Annotated in this window: 14 protein-coding genes; 2 read left to right on the forward strand and 12 right to left on the reverse strand. The window is 52.6% G+C overall.

Annotated elements, in window-relative coordinates:
- Window positions 1-60: 60 nt before the first annotated feature.
- Window positions 61-945: a DUF72 domain-containing protein gene (locus I8J30_RS19265; protein WP_210660847.1), complete on the reverse strand. Its 885-nt coding sequence runs from the start codon at window positions 943-945 to the stop codon at window positions 61-63.
- A gap of 199 nt (window positions 946-1,144) precedes the next feature.
- On the opposite strand from I8J30_RS19265, the gene I8J30_RS19270 reads away from it, so the two are divergent.
- Window positions 1,145-1,780, forward strand: a complete 636-nt coding sequence (locus I8J30_RS19270) for a DsbA family oxidoreductase (RefSeq protein ID WP_210660849.1) — start codon at window positions 1,145-1,147, stop codon at window positions 1,778-1,780.
- A gap of 153 nt (window positions 1,781-1,933) precedes the next feature.
- Here I8J30_RS19270 and I8J30_RS19275 read toward each other — a convergent pair whose 3' ends face one another.
- Genes I8J30_RS19275 through I8J30_RS19285 form a run of 3 tightly spaced genes read right to left on the reverse strand, consistent with a single transcriptional unit; the run spans window position 1,934 to window position 3,246 of the window.
- Complete coding sequence (locus tag I8J30_RS19275) at window positions 1,934-2,257, reverse strand: DMT family transporter (protein WP_090982155.1); 324 nt, start codon at window positions 2,255-2,257, stop codon at window positions 1,934-1,936.
- Window positions 2,258-2,272: 15 nt separating this feature from the next.
- Complete coding sequence (locus I8J30_RS19280) at window positions 2,273-2,644, reverse strand: DMT family transporter (RefSeq protein WP_210660851.1); 372 nt, start codon at window positions 2,642-2,644, stop codon at window positions 2,273-2,275.
- Between the two features lie 17 nt (window positions 2,645-2,661).
- The gene (locus tag I8J30_RS19285; RefSeq protein WP_210660853.1) at window positions 2,662-3,246 is read right to left on the reverse strand and encodes a TetR/AcrR family transcriptional regulator; all 585 of its coding nucleotides are present in this window, start codon (window positions 3,244-3,246) and stop codon (window positions 2,662-2,664) included.
- 362 nt (window positions 3,247-3,608) lie between these two features.
- Here I8J30_RS19285 and I8J30_RS19290 point away from each other — a divergent pair, with 362 nt between their 5' ends.
- A complete protein-coding gene (locus I8J30_RS19290; protein WP_210660855.1) occupies window positions 3,609-5,354 on the forward strand; it encodes an alpha-glycosidase in 1,746 nt (581 codons plus the stop codon).
- A 965-nt stretch (window positions 5,355-6,319) separates the two neighbouring features.
- Here the strand turns inward: I8J30_RS19290 and I8J30_RS19295 are convergent.
- The 8 genes from I8J30_RS19295 to I8J30_RS19330 all read right to left on the reverse strand — a co-directional run bounded on the left by I8J30_RS19295 (window position 6,320) and on the right by I8J30_RS19330 (window position 17,187).
- A complete protein-coding gene (locus I8J30_RS19295; RefSeq protein WP_210660857.1) occupies window positions 6,320-7,084 on the reverse strand; it encodes a GTP cyclohydrolase II in 765 nt (254 codons plus the stop codon).
- 128 nt (window positions 7,085-7,212) lie between these two features.
- Window positions 7,213-9,027 carry an ABC transporter ATP-binding protein gene (locus tag I8J30_RS19300; RefSeq protein WP_210660859.1) on the reverse strand — a complete coding sequence of 605 codons (1,815 nt, stop codon included), beginning with the start codon at window positions 9,025-9,027 and terminating at the stop codon, window positions 7,213-7,215.
- Window positions 9,020-10,849 (reverse strand): ABC transporter ATP-binding protein, encoded by a 1,830-nt coding sequence (locus tag I8J30_RS34050; RefSeq protein ID WP_210660862.1) that lies wholly within the window; start codon window positions 10,847-10,849, stop codon window positions 9,020-9,022. The genes I8J30_RS19300 and I8J30_RS34050 overlap by 8 nt, the downstream gene beginning before the upstream one ends.
- Before the next feature lie 78 nt (window positions 10,850-10,927).
- The gene (locus tag I8J30_RS19310; RefSeq protein ID WP_210660864.1) at window positions 10,928-12,064 is read right to left on the reverse strand and encodes a DUF4097 family beta strand repeat-containing protein; all 1,137 of its coding nucleotides are present in this window, start codon (window positions 12,062-12,064) and stop codon (window positions 10,928-10,930) included.
- A 15-nt stretch (window positions 12,065-12,079) separates the two neighbouring features.
- Complete coding sequence (locus I8J30_RS19315) at window positions 12,080-12,538, reverse strand: DUF2089 domain-containing protein (protein ID WP_210660866.1); 459 nt, start codon at window positions 12,536-12,538, stop codon at window positions 12,080-12,082.
- 862 nt (window positions 12,539-13,400) lie between these two features.
- Window positions 13,401-15,038, reverse strand: coding sequence for an alpha-amylase family glycosyl hydrolase (locus tag I8J30_RS19320; RefSeq protein ID WP_210661104.1), 1,638 nt, complete (start codon window positions 15,036-15,038; stop codon window positions 13,401-13,403).
- Window positions 15,038-15,877: a sugar ABC transporter permease gene (locus I8J30_RS19325; protein ID WP_210660868.1), complete on the reverse strand. Its 840-nt coding sequence runs from the start codon at window positions 15,875-15,877 to the stop codon at window positions 15,038-15,040. The genes I8J30_RS19320 and I8J30_RS19325 overlap by 1 nt, the downstream gene beginning before the upstream one ends.
- Entirely contained in the window at window positions 15,874-17,187 is a 1,314-nt protein-coding gene (locus tag I8J30_RS19330) for a carbohydrate ABC transporter permease (protein WP_210660869.1), read from the reverse strand. Before I8J30_RS19330 ends, I8J30_RS19325 begins: the two co-directional genes overlap by 4 nt.
- Window positions 17,188-17,200: the final 13 nt, after the last annotated feature.

Genomic DNA, 17,200 nt, shown 5'->3' on the forward strand with positions numbered 1-17,200 from the left:
ACCTGTCAACGGCGGTTGTACTTCTATTTTGCGAATTGGAGCAGTTGTCTATTCAGGCGCTTACTCAAACAGCTCCAGCTGCTGCGCGGTTTCCTTCGGCGGCGGCAGTTTGAATGAGCCGCGGGGCGGCAGCTGATGCAGCATCGCCATGAGCTGTAAGGCATTATCCGCCGCATCCCCGCCGGAATTGTTGTTAAACAGCACGCATACGGTGCCGGTTAACTGCTCCAAACGCCTCAGCCGCTCCACCCACTCCGACAGCTCCGTTTCATTATAACGATACAAATAACGGACATCCCGCCAGTTAGGTTGTCCGGCCGAAACCCAGCCATCCGTGTTGCGTCCATGGAGCCGAACGATGGTGAATTGGTCGTCCGTGGCCGCTTCTACGATAGGAATCGAGCCTTCACCGGCCTGCGGCTCATCGCATACCGTATGAATCCAGCCTTCGCGGCGCGTAAAAGCGATTGTTTTCTCGCTCATCTCGTTCGTGAACCAGCTCTGGTTCCGAAATTCGAGGGCGCAAGGGATATCGGCCATCCGGGCTTTGGCCGTCCGCAGCGTTTCCACGTTTGGCCGCGTACAATTAAACCAAGGCGGGTATTGAAATAGGACGGCAAGCAGCTTGCCCGCGGCACGGATCGGCTCGATCGCTTCCCGGAACGCCTGAAACATCGCCGCTTCGCTTTCGTAGGGGTGATGTCCTTTTCCCCCGCGTGCATGACCTGTCATCCCTTGATACGCTTTAATGACGAAGCGGAAGCTATCCGGCGTTTCAGCCGCCCATTTCTCCATCACCTGCGGGGACTGGATGGCATAGAACGTGCTGTCCACTTCGACGACCCGGAACCACTGCGCATAGGCAGGCAGCTTATTCTTGTCCTTGCCCGCTTCCCGGTACAGCTCCGAATGATCCCCCCAGCCGCACAGACCAATTTCAATCAAAAAAGTCCCCCTCCTTATTGTCCGAAGCTTCCTATACGAATTAGTTTACCGCCCCCTTAAATAACAAAGCAAATATTCGAAAATGCCGCGTGCGCCGTATCTGCTCTTGCTTGATATGCAAAACTACATTAGCATGGTTATGTAACGCAACAAATGATGAAAAGACCTGACAAACTATTCGAAAGGTTGTCGTTTCCATATGCATATTGACCTGTACTCGGATGTGGTCTGCCCTTGGTGCCGCATCGGCAAGCAAAATCTTTACCGTGCGCTGGCGCTATGGTCGGAGAAGAACGATGAACCGGTCACCGTCACCTATCACGCGTTTCAGCTTGATCCTGATCTGCCTGAAGAGGGCAAACCGTTCGATGAAGTGATGGCCAAGAAAATGGGCGGCCCCGAATCGATGAAACGCGCGACTCAGCAGGTTACGCAAGCGGGTGCTGCCGTCGGCGTGACGTTCCATTTCGACCGGGTCACTCGGATGCCGAACACGCGGCTTGCGCATCGTTTCGTGGCGATTGTGCCAGAGGAACGTAAGGCAGAAGCAGTGGAAGAGCTGTTCCGCGCTTATTTCGAAGAAGGGCTGGATGTTGCGCAGATGAGCGTCATTATGCTGATCGCGGAACGGCTCGGCGTGTTCACTCCGGAGCTGCAGGCTCGTCTTGAGAACGGCGAAGGCGGCGAAGCCGTAGACGCCGATCTGAAGCGCGCGCAGCAAATCGGGGTTACCGGTGTTCCTTTCTTCGTGTTTAACAACCGCTATGCGCTGTCCGGCGCTTATCCCGCCGAGGAGCTGCTCGGTCTGATGAGCGGCGTTAATACGGGCGTGTAATCCGCGCGCCGAGGAGAAAACGGCTAAGCTCGATGTGATAGCTCAGCATGGAGAGAATTGCACCGCAGCCGCCAAGCCCGCAAGAGAGGTAACCATTATCTCTCTTGCGGGCTTTTCTTAGTGCCTCCCCACAACATAAAAAAACGGCAGTCATTAATGACCGCCGCCTGTAACCCGTAACCCCGCAACACTTATTATGATCATAGCGATAAAGAGCAATTTCCGTTTATCCTTCGATTCACCGAACACCAGCATCCCAAGCAAAACACTGCCGACCGAGCCGATTCCCGTCCAAACCCCGTATGCGGTACTGATCGGAACATCCTGCAGCGATCGCGACAGGAAGTAAAAGCTGACCATCCCGGAGGCTAACGCGAGCACCGTTCCCTTCCAGTTCTTGAATCCATTCGACAGCTTCATGCCCGTCACGCCGCCTACCTCACCCAGCCCAGATATGAGCAAGAACAACCAGGCCACTTGAGCCACCTCCCCTTACTCCGTTCCCTCGGGAGCAGCAAGCTCCGCTTGAGGTTTCTTCGTTGTCTCTTCCTTGCTTGATATCACTTTGAGTCCCACAATGCCCCCGATAAGCATGGCGATAAACAGCAATTTGAGCAGATCTGCCGGCTCACCGCGAACGATGCCGACGATGACGGTACCCACGGTCCCAATACCGGTAAATATCGCGTAAGCCGTTCCGATTTCAATGCTTCGCATCGCTCTGGCAAACAACATAAAACTTATAATTAAAAGCACGATAGTGATCAAACTAGGCAGCCATTCCGTAAACCCGTCAGACGCCTGCATGCCATAAGCCCAGCCCACCTCAAGCAGTCCGGCCAACAGCAAATACAACCACGCCATCGCGACTCATCCCCTCTCTATGCCGTTCCCGGCCTCAACGCTTCCCGCAGCCAGCTCCACAGCTGTTCCTGCCGCTTCCGGTACAACGCCGAATCATACAATTTATGTTCCACCAGCAACCCGTCAATTAGCGCATAAAACAAGGCAAGCAGCCGTTCGGCCCGTTCCTCGCCGAGCGTTCCCCCGTTCGTGCTGCCTCGCAGCAGCTCCGATACGTGAACCGTTACTTCCTCTTCGTAGGTCGTAAAATATTGACTAAGCCGCGACTCCAAATGCCGTGGCGGGACAAGCATGGTTCGCTTAAGGAAGGATTGCCCCTTCGTAATCTGATCGAGATCGGTGTAAAACAAGAACACGGCATACAGCCGCTCGATTGGCGGATGATCCTCCATGCCCTGAAGCAGCAGCAGAAGCTTCTCCCGCTCCTCCCGGATCGCGTCCTCCAGCAGCTCGATAAACAGCTGTTCCTTGGAGTCGAAATGAGCATAGATCGACGGTGTTTTAATCCCGACTGACTTGGCGATTTCCGATAACGACACGCCTTCATAGCCTGAATCCGCAAATAACGTCAATGCAGCTTGCTTCAACCGATTCGCCGTCATCTTTAGTTCTCCCCTTGCATGGTCCGTATTATTGCCTAACGAACGTTAGTTAGCCTCAAGTGATAATAGCTCCTTTGGCAGCGGGTGTCAAGCGGTGACAGGCCTGAGCCAAACTTTGGGTGAGACATGTATGCGTAGTGTTCGCATTTTACTCGAAGCTTACTTGCATCCTTCTCGCGCCTCGTGCGGAGGAGCTGAAGCAGCTGCAGCAGTAATTTAGGCGTGAATATTTGGCGGAAGATGTGGTACAATAGACGTAATTAAAAGGCCATGCTACCGCAAAGGTACAACCTCGCTATGAATGACGAGGTTGTACCTTTTTTGCATTGGTTTAGATCTATTTGAGGAGAGTGAACCTTATTATGATGCTCGAAGCCATTTATCATCGTCCGAAGCAAAACTGGTCCTATGCTTATGACCGTTCCACGCTGCATTTGCGGATCCGCACGCAGAAAGGCGACATGGACGCTGTTCAAGCCGTGGTAGGCGACAAATATGCGTGGGACAAAACGATGCAAATCGTGCCGATGCGCATTTTTACAACGGATGCTATGTTCGACTACTGGGAAGTTGCCGTGGAACCGCCTTTCCGCCGCCTGCGTTATGCGTTCCAATTGGAGAAAGGCACGAAGACGCTGTGGCTGACCGAAAGTGGTTTCGTCGACGCGCTGCCTTCCGACTCCCTCACGTTCTACGACTACCCGTTCATCAATCCGATCGACGTGTTCCAGCCGCCGGCTTGGGTGAAAGAAGCGGTATTCTACCAAATCTTCCCGGAACGTTTTGCGAACGGTGACCCCTCGCTCGATCCCGACAACGTAGAGCCATGGGGCGGCAAGCCGACGCCGAAGAATTTCTTCGGCGGCGATATTCAAGGGGTTATCGATCACCTGGACTACTTGGAGACGCTGGGCGTAAACGCGATTTATTTTACTCCTGTATTCGAAGCTACGACGAACCACAAATATGATACGCAGGATTATTTGAAGGTGGATCCTCATTTCGGCACGAACGAGCTCATGAAGGAGCTCGTGGACATCTGCCACAAACGCGGCATGCGCGTGCTGCTCGATGCGGTGTTCAACCATGCCGGCGCTACCTTCCCTCCGTTCCTTGATGTGCAGGAGAAAGGCGCCGAGTCGAAGTATGCGGGCTGGTTCCATGTGCGTGAATGGCCGCTGCGTATCGAGGATGGCATCCCTACTTACGACACGTTCGCTTTTGAACCGATCATGCCGAAGCTGAATACCGAGAATCCGGATGTCAAAGAGTACTTGCTTCGCGTAGCCCGCTACTGGGTGGAGGAAATCGGCATCGACGGCTGGCGGCTTGATGTCGCGAATGAGGTCGATCATCATTTCTGGCGCGACTTCCGCAAGACGGTCAAGGACGTGAATCCCGATGCCTACATTCTCGGCGAGATTTGGCATGATTCCATGATGTGGCTCGAGGGCGATCAATTCGACGCGGTTATGAACTACCCGTTCACCAACGCCGTGCTCGATTATGCCGCATATGGCAAGCTCGACGGCCGCAGCTTCGCGAACGCCATCGGCACGCAGCTGGCGAACTACCCGCAGCAAGCGACCGAGGTTGCGTTCAATCTGCTGGATAGCCACGACACGCCGCGCCTGCTCACGCTGTGCGAAGGGAATGAAGGCCGCATGAAGCTGGCCGCCCTGTTCCAAATGACCTACCCGGGCACGCCGTGCATCTACTACGGCGACGAAGTAGGCATGTCCGGCGCCGGCGACCCTGACTGCCGTCAGTGCATGGTATGGGAGGAGGAGCAGCAGAACGCCGATCTGCTGAAGTTCTATCAGACGCTGATCGCGCTTCGTAAGCAGCATGCCGCTCTGCGCTCGATGGATATTACGTTCCTCCATGCAGAGGCTGACGATGCAGCGATTGTGTACGCTCGCCGCAGCGGCGACGAGCAATTCATCATTGCCATGAACGCGGGAGCGAAGGCTTGCAGCCTCACTGTGCCGGCTGCGAGCGGAAACTGGCAGGATATGTTCGCCGGTACGACGGCAGCGGCGAAAGGCGAGCAGCTTTCCATCGCCCTCGGCGGCTTTGACTTCGTTGTTTATAAGCTTTTGGGGTAGATTAGGCCCGCCCGCTCGCCCGCTCGATTCTCGAGCAAATTGGCGCGCGCAGGCTTGTTTGGAGCTGAGAGTCGCGTTTTTCGACTCTCGGCTCTTTTTTGCGGCGAGTTTGGGGCTGAGAGTCGGTTTTTCCTACTCTCAGCTTCCTTCCACCGCCGAACGGGGGTGGTTTCGGAGCTGAGAGTCGCGTTTTTCGACTCTCTGCTCTTTTTTGCGGCGAGTTTGGTGCTGAGAGTCGGTTTTTCCTACTCTCAGCTTCCTTCCGCCGAGCGGGATTGGTTTCGGAGCTGAGAGTCGCGTTTTTCGACTCTCTGCTCTTTTTTGCGGCGAGTTTGGTGCTGAGAGTCGGTTTTTCCTACTCTCAGCTTCCTTCCGCCGCCGAGCGGGATTGGTTTCGGAGCTGAGAGTCGCGTTTTTCGACTCTCTGCTCTTTTTTGCGGCGAGTTTGGTGCTGAGAGTCGGTTTTTCCTACTCTCAGCTTCCTTCCACCGCCGAACGGGGATGGTTTCGGAGCAATCCGTTGCTTTCGAGCGCATGTGTTGCTCTAGGTGCCACTCTGGTGCTCGATTCGTCAGTTACTAGCCAATGTGTTGCTCTGGAGGCTACTCTTCCGCTCGATCCACCGCTTTCCAGCCAATGTGTTGCTCTGGGGGCCACTCTGGTGCTCGATTCGTCAGTTACTAGCCAATATGTTGCTCTGGATGCCATTCATCTGCCTGAGTCCAGCAATGTAGATCTCCGGTTGAGCTACATGCTCTCTTTCCGCCGAATTTTGATGAATGTAGATCTCGGGGTGAGCTACTTTCTCCCTTTTCCCCAAATGCCCGCCAAAGTAGATCCCTGGGTGAGCTACACTGAGTTCTATCTTGGCTGTGAGACACCCATAGCGGTCGAACAAGCACTACAACTAAAAAAAAGACCTACCCTTCATCGCCTATGATGAAGAGTCGGCCTTTCCCCTCCCCTCAAGGGATGGGCAGTTCCTCCGCGAAGTGTCCGGAGCGGTTCACTTTGGTTTCGAGATACTTGCGGTTGAACTCGGAAATGTCGCCCCAGAGCGGGACGCGGTCTTCCACGTTCATGCCGGATGCCTTGAGAGCCGCGAGTTTCCTCGGATTGTTCGTGATGAGCGTGACCGGCTTGCTGCGCAGATGGCCGAGGACAAGCAGCGTTTCCTCGTAACTGCGCGTATCATCCTTGAACCCGAGCTCCAGATTCGCCTCCACCGTGTCGTAGCCCTTCTCCTGCAGCAGATAAGCCATCGCCTTGCTGAACAGCCCGATTCCTCGCCCTTCATGGTTGGCCAAGTAGAACAGAGCGCCGGTACCGTGCGCGGTGATCATCTTCATCGATTGGTGCAGCTGATACCCGCAATCGCATCGCTTACTCCCGAAGATATCCCCCGTATGGCAGATGCTATGCATACGGATCAAGGCATCCTCGCCGCCTGCGAAGTCGCCGTACACAAGCGCGCTCGATTGCTGCTTCTCCGCGAGATTGGACGCGGACAGCTGCTCGATCAGAAACTCGGTTCGCTCCTTTTCCTTGCATCCGCCCTCGGTATGGACCAGATCCCGGCACGGAAGCCAGCAATACCACTGGAAGGTGTGCGTTTCCCCCTCTAAATTAACCGGCAGCTGAATAGGCCCAACTAAGATCAACGTACCGTTTTTGCTTTTGATCGTTTCAATGCGATCATCCAGAATGCCAACGATTTTCTCATCAATCATGCCATGCCGTCCTTCCCGCTTCTGACAGTAAACCTCAGGTTAGTGTTTATTCCGCGGAGAGGAAATATGCAGCGATCCAGCCATCAGCTGTACCGCCTATTTGTTCCAATCCCGGCGAACCCAGGCAATCATCCCGCCTGCGCCGTCCCTTCATCCACATAATACTGCGCCTGCGCATTAAACATCTCCGCATACTTGCCTTCCGGCTCCAGCATCAATTCATCATGACTGCCGTACTGGATGAGCCGGCCTTGATGGAAGACCGCAATGACATCGCAGAATCTGCAGCTGGATAACCGATGCGAAATGTACACGGCCGTCTTGCCGGAAATAATCTCGTTGAACCGATTGTAGATTTCATACTCGGCGATCGGGTCTAGCGCTGCCGTCGGTTCATCCAGCACCACGACCGGCGCATCTTTATACAGAGAGCGCGCGAGCGCGATCTTCTGCGTTTCCCCGCCGGAGAACTCCACGCCATCCTCGTCAAAATATTTATAAACCGCCGTATCGACACCCTTATCCAGCGTCTCCACCACGCTCGTCAAACCGGCTTTGTCGATAACCTCTTGCAGTTTCTCGGCCTGATCGCCCATCGTCATCTGGATGTTCTCCTTCATACTGAAAGCGAATATCGCAAAGTCCTGGAACACGACCGAGAACAGCTTCTCGTATTCAGCCAGCTCGATCGTCCGAATATCCACCCCGTTCAGCAAGATCTGCCCTTCGGTCGGATCATAAAGCCGCGTCAGCAGCTTAATAAACGTCGTTTTGCCCGCGCCGTTCATCCCCACCACAGACAGCTTCTGCCCGAACGGAATCGTAATCGAGAAGTCCTTCAAAATCATCTCCGAGCTCCCCGGATACTTGAACGACACCTTCCGAAACTCGATGACAAAATCCCGCTCCGCCGGCAGTGCCTCCTGCCCCCGAGGCTTCACATCCTCAAGCTCCGCGAATCGAACGAACTCGGCCAGATACTTCGCCTGTTCCCGCAGCCGCAGCGTTTCGCCGAAGACGTTCTCGATGCTGTCCTTCAGCGCCGACGCAGCCGCAATATACATCGTAAAGCTGCCGATCGTAATCGCATTCGCGAACACCTTCGCCGCAAAATACCCATACAGCACCATTTGCTGCAGCACATTCAGGAAGTTGAACAGCATGTTGTATTTCACATTCAGGCTGGACCACTCACCGGAGATTTTGCGATTGAATTGAATGCTTTCCTGCTGTCGACTCAGAATTAATCCCGAAGCATCGTACAGCCGAATATCTTTGCCGAATTTGAAATCCTTCAGGATCCCCCGGAAGTAGTCGAACATCCGGTTGTAGCCCGACATTTTGCCCCAGAAACGATGATTGGCCTCCGACAGCTTAGCACCAAAATACATATTCGATGCGACAAACAACAGAACCAGCGCAACGATCCACCACTCCACCGTGGAGAAGACATAGCCTAGACCCGCAAGCGTAATGATGCCCGCGAGAATTTCGACGGTCTTGGAGGTGACGCCGTACATGCCCCAAGTGCCCCACTTCATCGAAGAGGTCGCTTTCTCCGACATGTTCAGCACCGATGCATTCTCGATATGCTCGTAGTCCATCGCCATCGCTTTATTAATGATGACAAAATCGAGCAGCTTGTTCGTCCGCATATTAATGAACTGAAGCAGATGGTTGCACACCGACAACAGCGAGGAAATCACTAGATTGCTTCCGATCAGCAGCGCCGTGTACAGCACGAGCTTCTCAATGCTTTTGCCGCCGATGAGCTCATCGATTATATATTTGGGGAACATGATGTTCGGAAACGGGACCACCGCTTTGAGCAAAATACTCAGCACCAGATAGAGCGGATATCGTTTGTTGTGGCGCCATGTAAAGCGGTAGAAATAGCCCAGTGTTCGCAGCGTGCCAACGTGATTCCGATTCGCTTTAGCCAACGACCTTCACCTCATTGCTGTAGTATACGGCCTGCATATCGAACATCTTCTTGTAGGTGCCGCCTTGAGCAATAAGCGCTTGATGCGTGCCGTATTCCTCAATCCGGCCATCGTTGAACACCGCGATATTCGTGCAAAACCGCGTACTGGAGAGTCGATGCGAAATATAAATGGCGGTCTTCTCGCCGATCATCCGATCGAAGCTTTGATAGACCTCATACTCCGCCAATGCATCAAGCGCGGATGTCGGTTCATCAAGCACGACAATCGGCGCATCCTTATAGAGCGCCCTGGCGAGCGCGATCTTCTGGTTCTGGCCGCCGGAGAACTCGATCCCCTCTTCGTCCAGCACCTTCTGTACGTAAGTATCGTAGCCCTTTGGCAAATTGGCGATTTTGTCGCCCAGCCCGGCCCCTTGAACGGCACGCTCGACTTTATCGGCATCCAGCACTTCCAGCTCTCGCACGGCGACATTTTCCTTCACCGAAAAAGCAAACATCATAATCTCCTGGAACACGACGGAGAACATTTGGTAATACGTCTTCTTATCAAAATGGCGAATGTCCGTTCCGTTCAGCAAAATCCGCCCTTCCGTCGGCTCATAAATCCGCGTCAGCAGTTTGATGAAGGTGGTTTTGCCTGCCCCGTTCAATCCGATAATCGCCAGTCGTTCTTTAGGCTTGAGTACAATTGAAACGTTTCGAAGCGCATAATCGTCCCGCCCGGAATACTGGAACGACACGTTCTGAAATTCAATGGTATAAGAGGCCTTCGAATCAGGCGCGAGCGCGATTCGTTCCAAGGAATTGTCCCGAATCGGCAGCTCGATAAACGCCAGATAGTCGTCCACGCGCATATTTTGCTGCAAATACTCTGCGAACCGTTCCAGCAGTTGACCGAAGTTCGAGGAGAATGCCCGAACGGCGGCCGCGTACATCGTAAAGTCTGCAATCGACAAATCCGCATACAGCACTTTATAGATCAGCCAAGCGTAAAGCACGGCCTCCTGCACGACAATGCCGATATTGTATACCGCATCGATAATGATGTAGCGTTTGCGGAGCAGCCAGCTCTTCGCGATGTCAACGCTCACAACACTCCAAAACTTATCTGACAGCCACTTGCTTAAACCGAACAAACGGATGTCTTTGCCGAATTTGAAATTTTTCGTCGCCGCCATGATATAGTCCGTCTGCCGAAATATCGTAGAGAGAGAATCGAGGATGCTTTTCTCCACATAACGGTTGCGCAAATTGACATAGAAATTGATCGAAATGATGATGCCGAGGACTAGAATAACAACCACATTCAAGTTAAGCAGTATGGCCGAGCAGCCGATGACGACGAGCGCCCGGTTCAAAATCTCCGTTACGCTGTGAAGCAGCCCCTCGACCCCGTTTCCGTCATTTTGTACCGCATTGTCTGCTTTCTGACTGAAATCGAGCACCTTTGCATTCTCAATATCCTCTTGATTCATCTCCATGAACTTCTTCCCCGACAGGCGAATAAGCTGCATGCGGAATACGGAGAAGCGGGGCCATACTTGATGCGTGGACCATGTGGCAATCGCTTGAGCTGCAAACAGCAGCAAGCCAAGTCCGATAATGACGGTGTACAGGCCCTTCAAATTACGGCTTTGCGCGATGGCATCCAGCACTAATTTGGGGATCAGGACTACAATCATCGGTACAACCGCCTCGGCGATCGCCGCCACCGCCATGAAGAGGACCGCTGCTGTGTCATGCCGCCACAACGCGGTCAGGAGCCACTTCAGGTTGCGAATGAGTGTTTTCTTCGGACTGAGCGCCGCCTGTGTTTCCACAATCATCCTTCTTTCAAAATGGAAGTGTAAGGAATTCCCGGTATAAGGGATGTCTTCCTCAGGAGCAATACATGCAAGCTAAAATTCGTCGCTCACATGGATCGATCCGTTGTGGGAAGAAGCCTCCACATAGGTAAGTTCCTCTTCCCCTTGCCGGAATGTTTGGCAGGAGTCGGCATCATCGCCTTGTTTCTTGTCGACCAGCTGTTGGCCATTCAAGCGGCAGGCCGCGCGACCATGATTGACGTTTAATTCGCCGTAAACACCGGTCGAATGAGCCGGGAACTGAATCGTAATGTTGCCATTATGTGTTTTAGCGGTAATGCTGCTTTCTGAGGTCGCATTCGCTACCAGAATCTCAATCTTCCCATTTTGCGATTTGCATGCCAATTCCTCGAACTGACAGTTCGCTTTGATGTTGCCGTTCTGCGTGTGTACCTCTATCGTCTCGGCTATAACGCCGTCTGTATGGACGGAACCGTTCGTTGTGCGGCATTCCAGCTTTTCCAGCTGGCCTTTCGCCGTAATCTTGCCGTTCGTTGTCGTAAGCACAGCCGATTCGGCTAGGAGCCCCCCTATGTGAATAAAGCCGTTAACCGTTGTTACATTCACCTGTTCCGCCTGCATGCCTTCAATCTCGATACTTCCGTTGTTCGATGTGAATGCAGCCGTCTCTGAGTTCATCTGCTGGACATCAAGGCCACCGTTCGTCGCGGACATGTGGAACAACTCGTAGGCTTGTCCTTGCGGAACTTGAATGGTTACGGCGAGATCTACTTGACGGCCGTTCAGATCGTCCGTCTTCAAGCTGAATCGGTAACGTTCGTCATCGGAGCTCTGAGTAACCGCCTCCTGCAGCCATTGGGACAAATCGAAGTCACTGCCCGGTCTATCCATCCTTGCCGTAACGTTCACCTGAGTGAAGGGCTGGTCCCATGCCCGGTACCGGATGGACGCATTATCCGTCGCAAATTCCACATACTCCGTCGGAAACGTATGATGCTTGCTTTCCCAGTAAGCCTCGCCTTGTCCCCGTTGCGTTATCTGTCCGCTTCCGTCTTCGTTAAGCTGCGGAGCGGGAGCGACCGCAATTTCCTCGACTTCAACCGGCTTACTCTCGCCTCGCTCGAGTGCCTCGAGCAGCGCCAAGCCTTCCTCTACGGTAATTTTCCGCTCCTCGATCATTCTCGTAATCATCGTCCGTTCTTCACGCATATCGCAATCGCTCCTTTATTTTTTGTTGGCCTGGATGAGCTTCAACGCTTCTTCCACGGTTATCGCGCCTTCATCGAGCTTCGTTAAAATTTGCTTGCGCTGTGAATCTTCTGCAGGGACAGGTGCCTCTGCCGGCACGGCTTGGTAACCAAGCGCTTCCACGATGTGGTCAAGCCGGTTCCGTACCGTCGGATACGAGATGCTGAGCTCCTTCTCCATCTCCCGGATGTTCCCCCGAACTTTCAAGAAAACCTCCACGAATTTCAGCTGTTCGTCGTTAAGGGAAGCCAATCGGGTCGATTCGAAGCTGCCTTTAATCGTCGTGTGGCAATGATCGCATTTGAGCTCTTGGATCGTCAGCTTATTCTCGCATACGGGACATTGCTGCGGTGGTGGATACTTCAGAGCAATCCCTCCTTCTATTTTGATAGTGATTTTAAAAATTTGTATCGTATATTGAATTATATTAAACATAAACATTTAATTTTACAAGTTATAAATTGAATAATTTAATATTCACTTTGTAGCCACTCATATCCTGCAGTTCTTGCAGTGCGACATCGAAGAGGTGATCCTGGACCGAAATTGCTACCGCTTCCAGGATTCTAACGAATCGTAGAAGCCTTATTTGGCCGAATTTCTCGCCGATAGGATTCTAACGAATCGTACAGGTCTTATTTAGGTAAAATCCACCCATTTCCGCCCGCAAACTGCCAAATAGCGTCTCTACGATTCGTTAGAGCTTTTCCCTCGATAATCTAATGCATTGTAGAGGCCTTATTGCGCGGGATTTCCTCGCTTCCAGGATTCTAACGAATCATAGAAGCCTTATTTGGGCCGAATTTCTCGCCGCTAAGATTCTAACGAATCGTACAGGTCTTATTTAGGTCAAAACGCCCCTTTTCTGCGCGCAAACTGCCAAATAGCGTCTCTACGATTCGTTAGAATTTTTTCGAGCCTATTTCGAGGCAAATAAGCCTTGTACGATTCGTTAGGGCTTTCCCTCGATAATCTAATCCATCGTAGAGGCCGTATCGGGCGGGATTTCCTTGCTTCTAGGATTCTAACGAATCGCAGAAGCCTTATTTGGCCGAATTTCTCGCCGCTCGAATGCTAACGAATCGTCCAGGTCTGGTTCGTTAGTTTGCTTCAAATCGAGCCAATTGGTTGAACTCAACTCAGCCAACCATTCGACCAGCCTCGCTTATCCCCAACCTTACACACATATTATCCACACTATCCACAACTTACTCACAATGCCGCACCGATGCATACACAAAAAAAGCTGCCCCACCCGGGATCATCCTCCGATGATCCCAGGCGGAACAGCCCCTAACTATTGCAAAACAACCGTGCTATACGGCGGCAGCTTCAACTTGCCTTCGCCTAATTTCGCGCCGTCCTTGCTGGAGCGCGCGATTTCCTTGAACTCATCCTTCGCTGCGTTTCCGCCCGAAGTCAGATCGATAATCTGCTCCGTCTTCGACATATTGTGCACGACGAGAACCTTCTGATCGTTCGTCACTCGGTAATAAGCAGCAACGGCCGGGCTATCGGTGTTTTTCTCTACAATCGTGCCATCGCGCAAGGCTGGCAGTTCATTACGCCAAGCGATCAGCTTCTTGTAATGCGAGAGCAGCGAGTTCGGATCAGCCTGCTCCGCCTCGACCGAAACCGTATTCGGCGTCGTGTTGTAACGGGAGGCTTCCCAGGTCGTCTGCCCTTTGCCGCCCGCCGTCCCCGATGCATGCCAAGGCATCGGCTCGCGTATCGCTTCGTCGGGCTTCATCCCCTTCATGCCCAGCTCCTCACCGTAGTAGATGAACGGATTACCCGGAAGCGTAAGCAGCAGGGCTGCCGCCATCTTGGCATGATCGACATTGCCGCCAAGCTCGCTCATCGTCCGGTTCTGGTCGTGATTCGTCAGAAACGGCGCATCCACGAACGCACCATTCGATGACTTGTTGTACATCTCGTAGATGCGGCCGAGACTAAACGCAATATCGGGATTCTGCTCCCGATCCGCGCCGGACAGCAGCTTCTTCGCCAAATCAAAGTTAAAGGCAGAATCAAGCGCTTGATCCAGGTACGGCGCGATAATAACCGAAGAATCCCAGACTTCGCCTACGATATAGGCATCCTTCTTCGTGCCGGCAATACCTTTACGGAACTCCTGCCACCACTTCTGATTGCTCGCTTTTACAGCATCCGTGTTGATGGTGGATGCGAAGTCACCGTAAATATGCTTCGCCGCATCCATCCGGAACCCGTCCAAGCCTTGCTCCAGCCAGTAGTTGCCGACCTTGATCATTTCGCTGCGTACAGCAGGTTCGTCAAAATTCAGGTCAGGCATCCCTTCCCAGAAGTCGCCCAGGTACTTCAAGCTTCCGAATGGATGCCACGGATTGCCGCCCACAGCACCGTCTGCCGGCACCTGTGCATCCGCTTCCTCAATATGATACCAATTTCGATAAGGGCTCTTCGGATCGGCGATCGCGGATTTGAACCAAGGATGTTCATTGCTCGTATGATTGACGACCAAATCCATAATAACCTTAATCCCAAGCTTATGCGCCGCATTCGTCAGCTTCTTCAGATCCTCCGGCGTGCCGTAATCTTTGTTCACGCCATAATAATCCGTGACATCATAACCATGATAGCTGGGTGAAGGATTAATCGGCATCAGCCAGATCCCGCCAATCCCCAGTTCCTTCAGGTAGCTCAGCTTCTCCGTCACGCCATTGAGATCGCCAATGCCATCTCCGTTGGAGTCCGAGAAGGAACGAACAAAGATTTCATAATAAACCGTCCCCGGCTGCTCATCGACCTGTGCCGCAACCGCTTCTTTTCCAACCTTCTTCTCTTGCTCCCGTTCGTTCTTAGAAGAGGAGCAACCTGCCAGCACGCTGATTAGAAGAGCGGCGGCCAATGTGGCCGCCGCGATTTTGTTGCTTATACATGTACGGATGATCATCACCCCTTGGATGCCCCCGCAGTGAGTCCTTCCACGAGGAACTTCTGCAGAAACGCGAACAGAATCATAATCGGAATCGCAATCATAACAGCGCCTGCCGCGAACATCGTGAAGTTACTGTTCTGGAAGTTCGCCACCATGTCCCACATGCCGACCGCAAGCGTCCAGTTTTCTTTGGAACGCAGAACAAGTCTGGCGAAGATAAAGTCTACCCATGCACCTGTAAACGTCGTTAGTCCGATATACGTAAGCATTGGACGCGACAGCGGCAGCATAATGCGCCAGAAGATCGTTAAGTGGCTTGCTCCGTCAATCCGCGCCGCTTCATCCAAGCTCCGCGGAATCGTATCGTAGAACCCTTTTACAATGAAACCGCCAAGCACAGATCCCGAAGAATAGACGAGAACGAGCGCTGCATGCGTATCAAGCAAATCCAGCTGAAGCAGCAGGATATAGATTGCGACCATGCTCATGAAACCCGGGAACATCCCCAGGACAAGCATCGTAGTGAGCAACGTTTTACGACCCTTGAACCGGAAACGCGACAAAGCGTACATACTCAGCGTAGTCAGCAAGGTCGAAAGAAGCATCGACAGTGTAGCGATCTTCAGCGTGTTCCAATACCAGCGGCCGAAGCTGAAGCTAGGTGAAGTGAACAGCTCCTTGAAATGGATAAGAGTCGGATGACTCGGGAAGAACTGTTCGCTAAACAGCGCGCTGCCGGGACGCAGAGCTGAGAACAGCACCCATACAGCCGGATAAATCGCACAAATCGCAATTAGGGTCAGAATGATATAGGTCAACGTTAAACGGAAGACGTTCCTCGATTTCATACTCATTGGATCATATCCTCCTCTTTAAACGACCGTGAACGACGGTAGCTCCAAATCGAGAGCGAAGCGACAATCACGAAGATGATAATACCGATCGCGGATGCAAAATTATACTTGTTGTTGTTAAGCGTCAGCTTGTACAGCCACGTAACGAGCAAGTCGGTGCTGCCTGCGTATTGATAGTCACCCTTAACCGGATCGCCGTTCGTCAGCAGGAAGATGACGTTGAAGTTATTGATGTTACCTGCAAATTGCGTAATGAGAATCGGCGTTGTGGCAAAGAACACGAAAGGCAGCGTGATTACGCGAAGCTTCTGGAACGCTGTAGCGCCATCCACCTCTGCAGCCTCGTACATATCTCTTGGGATCGCAGTAAGTACGCCAAGAATAAGGACCATGGAGACCGGAATCCCGACCCACATGTTGACGAGAATTACGGTTACCTTCGCCCAGAACGGATCGGTCAGCCAAGGAAGCTTGCCAATGCCGAAATAGCCGAGATACTGATTAATCGGCCCGAATTGGCCGTTAAATAAGTTACGCATGACGAGCAGCGAGATGAGCTGCGGAATCGCGTAAGGAATGATAAAGATCGAACGCCACATGCCTTTGAAACGGATGCCTTGCTGATTGATCAGGAGCGCGACGAACAAACCGCCGAAGTACGTCGTAACGGTGGCGATAACCGCCCAAATAACCGTCCAAGCGAAAACGCCGTAGAACGTATGGCTCCACGTCTTTAATTGGAGCAAATCGATAAACGTCTGGAACCCAACCCAATCGACAAGCTTCGCAGGCGGAATATGCTCCGGTGCGGAGTAGTTGGTGAATGCCAGCAGGATCGCCATCAAAATCGGCATGATCGTTAAGAACAGCACGGAGATGGCAGGCAGCGTCAGCAGCAGCTGAGGGAACCGTTTGTCGGTTACATAGCTGACGGATTGTTTAAACGATGCCGGTGTTACGCCTTGATCCCGCAGCTTGCCGGTTCGGTTCGCATCCCTGACGTTCATCACATAGATGACAACAAATAAGCTGAATAAAATCAGAATAACAAGCCCGCCGATCAATAAGTTGACGGAGTGGTCGCCGACTACGTTCTTATAGCGTTTGCCGATTTTCACGAGCTTCGTCGGCGTATCGCCCAGCGTAACAAGACCCCAAATGGCATGCGGAAGCTTCTGAATAAAGTAGTAGCCGCCCATAATTTCAACGCAAAGCAGAAGAATGCCTTTCACGAACTGACGATTGTACAGTTGACCAAGACCCATGGCGAGAACAGATAAAATAGTTGCTGTTTTTTGATGCCGCTGCATCCACCTCCAGCTC

The sequence above is a fragment of the Paenibacillus lignilyticus genome, from assembly GCF_017942085.1.
GTDB classification, from domain to species: domain Bacteria; phylum Bacillota; class Bacilli; order Paenibacillales; family Paenibacillaceae; genus Paenibacillus_Z; species Paenibacillus_Z lignilyticus.

What these genes read in the sequence shown, in the direction of transcription:
- I8J30_RS19325 (WP_210660868.1), bottom strand. Translation starts at nt 15,877, where the DNA reads ATGAGTATGAAATCGAGGAACGTCTTCCGTTTAACGTTGACCTATATC.
- I8J30_RS19310 (WP_210660864.1), bottom strand. Translation starts at nt 12,064, where the DNA reads ATGCGTGAAGAACGGACGATGATTACGAGAATGATCGAGGAGCGGAAA.
- I8J30_RS19330 (WP_210660869.1), bottom strand. Translation starts at nt 17,187, where the DNA reads ATGCAGCGGCATCAAAAAACAGCAACTATTTTATCTGTTCTCGCCATG.
- I8J30_RS19280 (WP_210660851.1), bottom strand. Translation starts at nt 2,644, where the DNA reads ATGGCGTGGTTGTATTTGCTGTTGGCCGGACTGCTTGAGGTGGGCTGG.
- I8J30_RS19320 (WP_210661104.1), bottom strand. Translation starts at nt 15,038, where the DNA reads ATGATCATCCGTACATGTATAAGCAACAAAATCGCGGCGGCCACATTG.
- I8J30_RS19290 (WP_210660855.1), top strand. Translation starts at nt 3,609, where the DNA reads ATGATGCTCGAAGCCATTTATCATCGTCCGAAGCAAAACTGGTCCTAT.
- I8J30_RS19295 (WP_210660857.1), bottom strand. Translation starts at nt 7,084, where the DNA reads ATGATTGATGAGAAAATCGTTGGCATTCTGGATGATCGCATTGAAACG.
- I8J30_RS19270 (WP_210660849.1), top strand. Translation starts at nt 1,145, where the DNA reads ATGCATATTGACCTGTACTCGGATGTGGTCTGCCCTTGGTGCCGCATC.
- I8J30_RS19285 (WP_210660853.1), bottom strand. Translation starts at nt 3,246, where the DNA reads ATGACGGCGAATCGGTTGAAGCAAGCTGCATTGACGTTATTTGCGGAT.
- I8J30_RS19315 (WP_210660866.1), bottom strand. Translation starts at nt 12,538, where the DNA reads ATGTTTAATATAATTCAATATACGATACAAATTTTTAAAATCACTATC.